General features: G+C 36.9%; 15 protein-coding genes. 7 read left to right on the top strand and 8 right to left on the bottom strand.

Translation table 11 applies throughout. The annotated features are described in order from the left end of the window. Both leuB and ACZ42F_RS01370 read left to right on the top strand, forming a co-directional pair. A complete protein-coding gene (gene leuB, locus ACZ42F_RS01365; RefSeq protein ID WP_464279465.1) occupies positions 1–1,071 on the top strand; it encodes a 3-isopropylmalate dehydrogenase in 1,071 nt (356 codons plus the stop codon). Between the two features lie 37 nt (positions 1,072–1,108). Continuing rightward, the gene (locus ACZ42F_RS01370) at positions 1,109–2,002 is read left to right on the top strand and encodes a GGDEF domain-containing protein (protein ID WP_464279466.1); all 894 of its coding nucleotides are present in this window, start codon (positions 1,109–1,111) and stop codon (positions 2,000–2,002) included. Positions 2,003–2,004: 2 nt separating this feature from the next. Here ACZ42F_RS01370 and ACZ42F_RS01375 read toward each other — a convergent pair whose 3' ends face one another. The 8 genes from ACZ42F_RS01375 to ACZ42F_RS01410 all read right to left on the bottom strand — a co-directional run bounded on the left by ACZ42F_RS01375 (position 2,005) and on the right by ACZ42F_RS01410 (position 6,313). Beyond that, on the bottom strand, positions 2,005–2,130 hold the full coding sequence (locus ACZ42F_RS01375; protein ID WP_464279467.1) for a FeoB-associated Cys-rich membrane protein: 126 nt from the start codon (positions 2,128–2,130) through the stop codon (positions 2,005–2,007). A 191-nt stretch (positions 2,131–2,321) separates the two neighbouring features. After that, positions 2,322–2,828, bottom strand: a complete 507-nt coding sequence (locus ACZ42F_RS01380; RefSeq protein WP_464279468.1) for a hypothetical protein — start codon at positions 2,826–2,828, stop codon at positions 2,322–2,324. Positions 2,829–2,846: 18 nt separating this feature from the next. After that, complete coding sequence (locus ACZ42F_RS01385) at positions 2,847–3,101, bottom strand: hypothetical protein (protein ID WP_464279469.1); 255 nt, start codon at positions 3,099–3,101, stop codon at positions 2,847–2,849. Continuing rightward, positions 3,077–3,565 (bottom strand): energy-coupling factor ABC transporter ATP-binding protein, encoded by a 489-nt coding sequence (locus ACZ42F_RS01390; protein WP_464279470.1) that lies wholly within the window; start codon positions 3,563–3,565, stop codon positions 3,077–3,079. Before ACZ42F_RS01390 ends, ACZ42F_RS01385 begins: the two co-directional genes overlap by 25 nt. A 35-nt stretch (positions 3,566–3,600) precedes the next feature. Beyond that, positions 3,601–4,296 (bottom strand): energy-coupling factor transporter transmembrane component T family protein, encoded by a 696-nt coding sequence (locus ACZ42F_RS01395; protein ID WP_464279471.1) that lies wholly within the window; start codon positions 4,294–4,296, stop codon positions 3,601–3,603. Continuing rightward, entirely contained in the window at positions 4,286–4,903 is a 618-nt protein-coding gene (locus tag ACZ42F_RS01400; RefSeq protein ID WP_464279472.1) for a hypothetical protein, read from the bottom strand. The genes ACZ42F_RS01395 and ACZ42F_RS01400 overlap by 11 nt, the downstream gene beginning before the upstream one ends. Position 4,904: 1 nt before the next feature. Further along, positions 4,905–5,501, bottom strand: a complete 597-nt coding sequence (gene cbiM, locus ACZ42F_RS01405) for a cobalt transporter CbiM (protein WP_464279473.1) — start codon at positions 5,499–5,501, stop codon at positions 4,905–4,907. A gap of 56 nt (positions 5,502–5,557) precedes the next feature. Beyond that, entirely contained in the window at positions 5,558–6,313 is a 756-nt protein-coding gene (locus ACZ42F_RS01410) for a DUF4198 domain-containing protein (protein ID WP_464279474.1), read from the bottom strand. A gap of 269 nt (positions 6,314–6,582) precedes the next feature. On the opposite strand from ACZ42F_RS01410, the gene ACZ42F_RS01415 reads away from it, so the two are divergent. From ACZ42F_RS01415 to ACZ42F_RS01435, 5 genes are read left to right on the top strand one after another with little or no spacing between them, the layout of a single operon-like run. After that, a complete protein-coding gene (locus tag ACZ42F_RS01415) occupies positions 6,583–8,223 on the top strand; it encodes a YeiH family protein (RefSeq protein ID WP_464279475.1) in 1,641 nt (546 codons plus the stop codon). Positions 8,224–8,244: 21 nt separating this feature from the next. Then, entirely contained in the window at positions 8,245–8,400 is a 156-nt protein-coding gene (locus ACZ42F_RS01420; RefSeq protein ID WP_464279476.1) for a hypothetical protein, read from the top strand. A gap of 60 nt (positions 8,401–8,460) precedes the next feature. After that, entirely contained in the window at positions 8,461–8,913 is a 453-nt protein-coding gene (locus ACZ42F_RS01425) for a universal stress protein (protein ID WP_464279477.1), read from the top strand. 17 nt (positions 8,914–8,930) lie between these two features. Then, complete coding sequence (locus ACZ42F_RS01430; RefSeq protein WP_464279478.1) at positions 8,931–9,458, top strand: hypothetical protein; 528 nt, start codon at positions 8,931–8,933, stop codon at positions 9,456–9,458. A gap of 2 nt (positions 9,459–9,460) precedes the next feature. Beyond that, positions 9,461–9,772, top strand: coding sequence for a hypothetical protein (locus ACZ42F_RS01435; protein ID WP_029968212.1), 312 nt, complete (start codon positions 9,461–9,463; stop codon positions 9,770–9,772). Positions 9,773–9,983: the final 211 nt, after the last annotated feature.

The following is a 9,983-nucleotide window of genomic DNA, read 5'->3' on the forward strand; positions in this document are numbered from 1 at the left end:
ATGGAATTGGAAATTTGTTTATTGCCAGGAGATGGCATTGGCCCTGAAGTGGTAAGAGAAGGGGTAAAGGTTTTAAAGGCTGTGGCCCAAAAATTTGGGCATACTCTTAAGCTAGAAGAAGCTTTTATTGGGGGCGCAGCAATAGACAAGTATGGTGAACCCTTGCCAGCAGAAACCCTTAAAAAGTGTAAGGAATGTAAAGCGATTTTACTGGGTGCTGTAGGTGGTCCTAAATGGGATAATAATCCTCCAGAACTCAGGCCAGAAAAAGGACTTTTGGCTATTCGCAAGGAGCTTGGCCTTTTTGCCAACCTCAGGCCAGTAAAACTCATTCCCCAGCTTCAGGAATCCAGTGTGCTTAGAAAGGATATTGTAGAAAAGGGAATTGACCTTTTGGTGGTAAGGGAGCTTACTGGAGGTATTTATTTTGGCACGCCCAAAGGGATTTTTGAAGAACAGGGCCAGTTAGTAGGCATAAATACCATGCGTTATACAGAAGCAGAAGTGGAAAGGATAGTTAGGCTTGCCTTTGAACTGGCTTTAAAAAGGAAGAAAAAATTAACTTCTGTGGATAAGGCCAATGTCTTAGAAGTGTCCAGGCTCTGGAGACAGGTAGTGGAAAAAGTCAAAGTTGACTATCCAGAAGTGGAAGTGGAGCACTTATATGTGGATAATGCAGCCATGCAACTGGTAAGCAGGCCTTATAGTTTTGATGTTCTGGTTACAGGGAATCTTTTTGGGGATATTTTATCTGATGAAGCTGGCGTAATTACTGGTTCTTTAGGAACTTTGCCCTCTGCTTCCTTGGGCAAGGAATTTGGCTTATATGAACCCATTCATGGCTCTGCTCCAGATATTGCCGGGCAGGATATGGCTAATCCCATTGCCACCATTATGTCTGTGGCCATGCTTCTGGAATATTCCTTTAACCTTTCAGAAGAGGCCGGCGCTATTTACAGAGCTGTTGAACAAACCCTTGGTTTTGGTTATAGAACCAAAGACATTTTAAGACCAGGTCTTAAAAAAGTAAGTTGCTCTCAAATGGGCGATTTTATTGCCATGCAAGTTTAGCAGGGGATAGCCCCCTGCTAACTAAAAGGGAAAAGATATGTTTTTAGAAGATGCGTGCACTAAAATTTTAGATAATCTCTGGGAAGGAGCCTATCTTTTAGATGAGGACAGGACCATTGTTTACTGGAACAGGGGAGCAGAAATTATTACAGGCTATACACAAAAAGAAGTTGTGGGTAGGCACTGTCGGGATAATATTCTGGTGCATATTGGAGAAGATGGGAGAGAGCTTTGTAAAGAAATATGTCCAGCTTTAATATCTTTACGAAAAGGCGTAACTAAACAGAACAAGGCTTATTTACAACATAAAAAGGGTTATAGAGTAGGAGTAAAAATAAAAACTTTTCCTGTTTATATTCAGGATAAAAAATATGTTTTAGAATTATTTCAAGAAAGTTATGATGATTATTTTGTACTCAATCACTTTGAAAAGCTAGCTCAAAGTAGCCTGTTAGACCCGTTAACTGGCCTTCCCAATCGTCGTTATTTATTAACCAAGCTAGAAGAAAATATTAATTTGTTTAAACGCTATAATTTTTCTTTTGGTGTAATATTTCTAGACATAGATAATTTTAAATTGATAAATGACACCTATGGTCATGGAGCAGGCGATGAAGTGTTAAAAGTGCTGGGAAAAACCTTGCAAAATCTGGCCAGGAAAGGAGATGTCTTTGGCCGCTTTGGTGGGGAAGAGTTTTTAGGCCTGGTCATAGTGAAAGGCCTTAAGGAATTGCAGTTAGTAGCCAATAGGTTAAGGGTAATCGTGGAGCATAGCAAGGCTTTTTATCAGGATAAAGTTCTTCGCTTTACAATTTCAGTAGGAGCCACTCTGGTTTCTCCAGAAGATACTTCAGAAAGCATTGTGGAGAGAGCAGATAGGCTTATGTACCTGGCCAAAAAAGAAGGTAAAAATAGAGTGGTAGTAGGTTGATTTTAAGATTTTCCACACTTGCAGCCTGCACAACCACATCCCTTTTGGCCCTTAAAAATTTGCCAGAATCTTTTACCCAAAAAAAACACACTCAAGCCAATAATCACTGCTAAAATAATATTTTCCATCAAGCTCACCTCTTTTTTGTAAAATTAGCTTAAACTAACTTTTAGTTAAGTTTTTAAATACAGGAAGTCAAGGGTTTGGTTCTTAAACTTTATTTTGCTGAAGAAGCAGAAGGGAGTATTCAGGTTTTCTTCTATTTTAGCTAATTAATTTTTTAATACTTCCAACTCCATAAGTTTCCAGGTAGAGTTGGCTATCTTGGAGTGACGAGAGAATTTCCAGAGTTCTTCTTGGGTTTTGGGGTGAGGGTCTGTGTTTTCTTGTAAGAGTACCTGAAAAGGACAGTGGCTACTTCCTTTTCCCCTATGTTTCTTATTTCTTTTACAGAAGCTTCTAGTTTTAAAATTTTGGGTGGAGAACTTGGTGGGTATTTGGATAATTGGGCATAAAGCTGATTAAAAAGTTCTGGGGTAAGCAGGTCTTGTAATAAATTCCAATCCTGTCTGCTTAGGCTTTCGCTTATCTTCAGGTAAGCCAGTTTAGCTCCTTTTAAAAATTCCTCTTCCCTGCTAAGGGCGGAAGTAGGAGTAGTGGCAGGTGTGCTGCGCAGTCTTGCCCAGAGTTCTTCTACCTCTTGAGTACTTAGCGGAGAGGAGTCATTTTTTTCAGGGGATTTTATGAGTTTAATAAAAAAGTAGATGGCCAAGCCTATTAAAAAAATATCTAAAATATTTAAAAAAGAAGGACCACCTGGGTACATTTTTACTCCTTTTAGGGGTTATTTGTGGGTATGATAGACATAGCCCAAGGGATGAGCATGCTCGTGTTTGTGTAATACCACAGAAGGATCATAAATGATTTTTTTATCTTTTAAAATAAGTTGCTTGTCTGTAGTCCTGGCCAAAAAGTCATAATCATGGGAAATAATTAAATAGGCTAACTCCAGATTGTTTAAGATTTCAATGAGCTTGTCTCTGGAATTTTCATCCAGGCCTACAGTGGGTTCATCTAAGATGAGCATCTGGGGTTCCATAGAAAGCACTGTGGCAATAGAGACGATTTTTTTTCTCCACCAGAAAGATTAAAGGTGTTTCTGGAAGCTAACCTTTCTATATTGAGTTGTTTTAATGTCTTTTTTGCCTTTTCCAGGGCCTGTTCTGGCTTGAGTCCCTGGTTTAGAGGACCAAAGGCTACGTCTTCCAGGACTGTGGGAAATATGAGTTGGTCATCTGCATTTTGAAACACAAAACCAATTTTGCTTCTTATTTTTTGAAAATCCTTTTCTTCTTTGCATACCTGCCCCAAAACTTCTATTTCTCCCTGCCAGGGCTGGATAAGGCCTGTGATTAAAAAGGCCAAAGTGGTCTTACCTGCTCCATTGGGGCCAATAAGGCCAATTTTTTCCTGAGGAAAAAGTTGCAGGTTTATCTCTTGTAAAAGAGGCTTTTCCCTTTTGTAGCCAAAGGAGATATTTTTTAGACTGACTAATGGTTTCATCTAGGTTAGCTGCAGATATAAAAGTAAAAGAAAATTTAACCCTGAAAAAGGGAAAAGTAAAGGTCTTTTTGCGTGAATTTAGGGGAATAAAGAGAGGGAAACTTTCCCTGGAACCCTCTTAGCACTAATGCCTTATGGACCCTATCTCCTCGTTCGTAGGCCTTAAGCAAGATAAGCCCTAAGAGATAGGCATAGGTTTTATAGGTAAAGAGATTGGTTTTGGGTTTAAAGCCTCTTATTTTTAGACTGCGTAAGAGTTTGTCCTTTTCCTCTTTGAGTAAAAAAAGATAGCGATAGGCCAGGAGAAAAAGATAGACCAGTTTTTCGGATATTTTTAGAGATTGTAATCCAGAGGCTAGTTGGGAAGGGGACAAACTTAAAAGTAAGCAGATAAAAATGAGCATCAGCAGGTTGGCTTTTAAGGTAATTAGCAGGCAGAACTTTACCCCAGCAAGGGTATAGGCGTATTTCCCCAAGGAAAATAAAGCTTTGCCCTGAAGACTAAAGGGGATAATTAACCAAAAAAATAGGAGAAAAAAATTAACAGGCTTTAATTTTTTTAAAATTTCTTTGCAGGAAAAGGGAGTAAGTACAATATAAAAGAGAACAATAAACAAGCTGGCCAAAAGGGGTAGAAAGCTTTTTTGAGCAGCTAGAAAAAAGGCATACACCAGACTCCAGAGGATGACAGTCCTGGGGTCAAGTTGAGCGATGGCCAGGTTATTTTTCATTTTTTTTAGCTAAAAAATAAAAACTTATCCCCATTAAACCTAAAATATAACCAAGTCCAGCCAGAATGTCTGGAAGGGAAATTTTTCTTTCCTGGAGCAAAGTGAGTTTTTCCAATACAGGATGTAGTTTTTTATCCATTATTTTGGAAATCAGCATTTCTAGTTCTTGTTTATCCACACTGGTAGCAGAAGCAGGGGTAAAGGTATTGCTTTCCCAGGGTAGAGAGGTGTTAGAGCCAGTGTTTTCTTTGCTTGAAATCTCTGAACTCTCTGCGTTTAGGTCAGAATAAGGGATAGTCCAGGTATTTCTATGTCCCATTCCAGCTAAAACTTCTGCTTCTAAGTCTTTTTTCCTGGCTAGAATATCCTGGGTAATTTCAAAGGACGCTTTTCCTTCTAGGTCTGTTTTTTTACTGGCTAAAATTTTTTGCGTCTCAGCTTCCTTTAGATTAATGGTGCCATGTTTTACTTTGTCTCCAGAAGGGTAGTTGGCCTCACAAGATATTTTTTTGCCTTCCACAAAGCAGAATATATTTACTCTATGAGCACTTGCCAGTGCAGTTAAACCAAGGATTAAAATAATGGTAAAAATAGCTTTCTTTAACATTTTAGCTTTTACTCCCCAAGTTGTTTAAAATAAGTTCTGGTTTGGTTTTAAAAATAAAAAGTAAGGTAAAATACCCTATAATGGTTTCAATAATAGCTATAGGTAGATGGGCTATTAAGATAAGCTTTGCTACTTGCAAAAAAGCTTCTCCTGAAAAACTCAAGACTAAAGCTGCAATAACTCCACTTCCCAAAACAGCAAACCCGCTTAAAATCCCTCCCCAAAGGCTTGAGGGTTTTAATTTAAAAAGGACTCCAGCTAAAATAGCTGGCAGGGACATAAGTAAGGTATTTATGCCCAGGACAGTAATCCCTCCAAATTGGAATAAAATTGCCTGTAAAAAAAGGCTGATAAAAAGTGTAGGAAGGGCTAAACTTCCCAAAAGTACTCCAATAAGACCATTTAAAAGCAAGTGCACACTAGATGGCCCTAGAGGTACATGAATAAGAGAGGCTACAAAAAAGACAGCTGCCAAAAGGGCCATTTTGGGGATATCATTGGCAGAAAGTTTTTTAAGGGTCCAAAAAAGCCCTCCACCCGTGTATACCCAACCACTTAAAAGCACTGGAAAACTCAAAATGCCTTCTGAAATATGCATATTTCTTTCCTGAGTTTTTTAAGGAAGGGACATAGCCCTTCCTTAAGGTTTAATTATTATTTTCCAAAAGGGGCAAAATAGAGCCACAAAACAGCACCCAATTCCACATCCTTTCCCTTTAACTTATAATCAGCTGTATTTAAAGCAGAAAATCCCCACCATCCAGGTGCTGGGGGAGTATAGGTGAAAATACCGTTTTTATCTGTTTTTACCACCTGGGTGATGTAGTATTCTCCAGGGGCTTTTACTTTTTGTTTCTGGTTAAAAAATTCTACTTCTACTTCACAGTTGGCTACAGGTTTACCCTTTAAAAGTACCTGACCCTGAAAAGTATTGCCTGCATATAGACCAAAGGGACGGGTTAAAGGAATGATTTCCGTAGGTAAACCTATAGCTTCATCCCAGCCTTCTTCTGCTCCATAAGCAGCTACATAAGTTTTGGTGTAGTGAAGGATATAGATGTCTTCAGCTGGTTCAAAATAGGGAACTGGAGAGCTAAAAAATTGATATACTCCAGGCCTTTTTAGAGTATAGCTGCTGGTCCAGGCCTTATGACCTAAATAGGTGAAGGGTTTGAGGGTGGCAGTTAAATTTTCTTTTTGGCCTGCCACAACCACTCCAAATTCTTGAGGCTTTTCCATGTCCATGCCTTTCATTTCCATGGGATGAATAAAACCAATAAGTAAGTTTAAGTTCTTGTCCTTACTGCTTTCAGCTGTGTTTTCAGAAGGAATAACCAGACCAAAATGGGCAAAAGCAGAAAGAGGGATTAAGAGTACCACTAAAGTTAAAAAAAATTTTACTAAGCGCATAAAAGATAACCTCCTTTTTAATATTGTAGCAACAAGTGTTATTAAACATAAAATAGTGAGAAGTGTCAAGGGTAAGGTGATTTAAATGGGGTTTTAACTATAACCTTTTTGAGAAAATTGCTAAAAATCCTTTTCCTGGTGTTAACTTTAGTTAGCACCCAAAAAGGGGTGTTTTGATTTTTTTTATTTATATCAGATAGTTAAGTGGTTAGCGAGGTTGGTATGTATATTGAAAGGGGTGGCTCACAAAATTAAAAAGGAGGTTTTTTATGGCTAGTGGAGATGTGAGTAGACCTAGCAATACACCCTTGTGGGTGTTGAGTGTGATCTTGTTGTGTTATGCTGGTATGGTTAAGCTTGGAGTTTTTGATGGAGTGGCCAAACTTTTCCATACCCACAAGTCCTTAGACCTTCAGTTTATTTTGAGCTTGATTGCTGGGGGTGTTGGTTTCGTAGCTGCCTTTTTAAGGCAAGTTAGAATGGGCAAGCCCCAAACCAATTTTGATAAGTTTGTCCTGGAAACCATTCCTGGAATTTTATTTATTTTACTTTTGGCCATGTTTATTCGCTGGTATCTAGAGCCAGTAGTTATTATTCTAAGTAAAAACATAGAACCTGTTATTGGTTTTAGTATCTATAAAATTTTAAATTTAAACTATGTAGTTTTGGGTATTTTGGTTGGTATTATTGTTACCAATACCTGGGGCATTCCTGTTTTTGCTGCTTCTGGAGTAAAGACAGCCAGGTTTGTCCTAAAAATGGGAGTTATCCTTTTAGGTGCCCGTTATTCTTTTGCTGAATTGGCCAAGCTGGGTATGGTTTCTGTTTGGATGATTGGCTTCTTTGTTTTGGGAACAGTATTTTTGGTACTTTGGTTGGGTGGTATTTTTAAACAACCCAAATCTATGACTGGTGTACTTTCTGCTGGTATGGGGGTTTGTGGAGTATCTGCCACTGTTGCTTGTGCTCCTGTAGTAAGAGCAAAAAGTTCTGAAATGGCTTATACCATTGGAACCATTTTAGGGTGGGGTGTGTTGTGTATGTTCGCCTTTCCCACCATTGGTAAGATTGCTGGAATGAATCCTACTCAATTTGGTGCCTGGGCTGGAACAGGTATCTTAAACTCTGCACAGGTAGCTGCTGCAGCTTTGGCCTTTAATGCAGTGGATATTCATACCCTTAAGGTCGCTGAAATTTTTAACATCACCAGAGTACTCTTTTTGCCCATTATTGTGCTTATTTTAGCTGCTTGGTATGGAAAATCCAATGGAACAAAACTTTCTTTTAAAGAAGTTGTTATTGATAAATTCCCCATTTTTGTTTTAGGCTTTTTGTTGTTGTTCTTTTTGTCTTCTATTGGCCTTTTTAGTCCTCCAAGCCACTATAAAGGAAAATATTTAGATTTTTCTTACAATAAAAGAACTGAGATAACCCCTGCTGAATTAGCCGTTGTAGGAGAGGCTTTAAACAAGGGCATTCCTGGGCTCAGTGCTGAAGAGTTAGCAGCTTTACAAGACTTATACAAACAAAGACAAATTGCAGGTGACTTTGAAGTTAGAGATAATAAAAAGCTTTTTGACTCTCAGGCCAGAAAAAGAATGGAAGCCTTAGAGTCTATTTTGGCTAAGGCTAAGGCTGGTCAAGTTGCTATTTCCAAGGAACTAAAGAGTGCTATTTCCCACGCAGTAAAACAAGTACATAAAAAATCTAAAACTATTGTAGTACTTACAGATGCCATGATTTGGTTCTTTGCCTATGGTTTAATTGGACTTGGTATGCAAATTACTAAGAAAGCTTTAAGTCAGGCAGGTGGATGGCCCTTGGTAATAGGAGCTATCTCTGGTACAGCTAAAGCTGTACTTTCCTTTATTGTGGTTATGTGGTTTGTAAAGGATGTAGTTTTAAATTAATAAACCAAAGGAGTTACAGATATGGCTGAGAATATAAACCATGTAGATGAGCAAAAAAAGATGGAGGAAAGAGCTCTTTCTGTTTTTGCCAGTGAAAGGAATGAAGATCTGGTGGCTTTGGGCCTGGTTTTAATAGTTGTTCTCTTGGTCTTGATTTTTACTAAGTGGTTGGCCTAAATCGCCTTAGGCAGGGTGAGTTGCCTCACCCTGCCTATATCTTTTTAAAAAGGATAAGTTATGTTTAACAGAATTTTATTAGCTACTCATGGAACTCTAGGAGCTCAAAAAGCAGAAGATTTTGTTTTAAAATATTTACAAGAAGATAATTCTGTTGAATTAGTAATTCTTAGTATCATTAACAAAGATTGGCAATTTATGATGGGAGATGATTGGTTAAATACTTCTGCAACCAGGAACAAATTTGCTTCCTATGTAGAACAAGAAATTAATGAAGAGATAGATCTTCTTTGGCAGAGACTTAAAAATAAGTTTAAATCTTTTAAGGTTAATTATACCAGAAAAGTAGGCAGTTTGGAAGAAGCAATTAAAGAAGCAGCTCTGGAAAATAAAGTTGAAGCAATAGTTATTGGCAGCAGGCAAAAAAAAAGATCCCCAGGTTTTAAAGCTAGGCTGGACTATAAAAAACTCCAGGACAATTTACCCTGTCCTTTAATCATAATTCCAGGATAGTTGGGAGTATAGTTAAGATGGACTTTTTATCTCCCCATATCTGGCATAAAACTAATTTAACTTGGACTACCAATATTTATTCTAGTTTTTCTCCTTTTGTGCTTGCCAGTTTAAATCCACACTGGGAATTGGAGCAAAAAGAGAAGAATTTGTTTTATGTAAAAGATTTACTTACAGAAAAAGAATATGAAGCTAAGATAAATATAAGTCTATGGCCAGAGAAGTTTGAATTGGAATTGGAAAATTTGGTTAAAATAGAAGGTCAAAAACAGAATAATAAATTGGAAATAAGATACATCCCTTATGTTGATGATGAACTTTTTTTAAAGAATTTTAGTTATTGGATTTTAAGTATTAGAGAATATTACAGATTGTTTACGCAAATAAATATATTTAATAAAGTTTGGCTCTGGCTTATGAAAAGCATTTGGTTAAAGATGTCTCCAAAACAGAGGAGAATTAGTCATTTAATTATTAAAGCAACTTTTGTTGAAATTATTCTAATCGCAGCTCTTATTATAGGATATTTTTATTTTGGGAGGTAATTATGTTATCTAAAGGTAGATTGTATAACTTCTTACGTCATTTTATTATCTGTTTTGGTGGATTGTTTTATGGATTTTCTCCTTTATTTTTTTTATATCAATGTTTTGGTTTATTTTTTGAGCTTCCAGGAGTGTTTTTGCATAAAATAACTACACCTACGGGACAGTGGTGGATAGAAATTAATTTTAAGCATCAAGTATTTATATCTTTTTGGATATTTTTGTTTTTGATTTCTTTTATTTATGCTTTGTTCAATTTAAATAATTTTAGACCTTATGCAGACTCTAAGATAAAAAGTTTACCAGGATTTTAAATGTGGGTTCCCTTTAAGGAAATTAAATTTCCATCAGATATTAAGGTAGAGAATAATAGTTTTTTAGGAGAATATTTAGTAAAAAATAAAATTTATAGAGGAGTTAATTCTGATTTATATTTGTTAGAAAAAAAGGTAAGTTTTATGTTTTAAAAACTCAAAATAATTTAGATATAGATGGTTTTCTAGCTTGGCAAAATGAAGCCAGATT

This window comes from Desulfonauticus autotrophicus, from assembly GCF_055381725.1.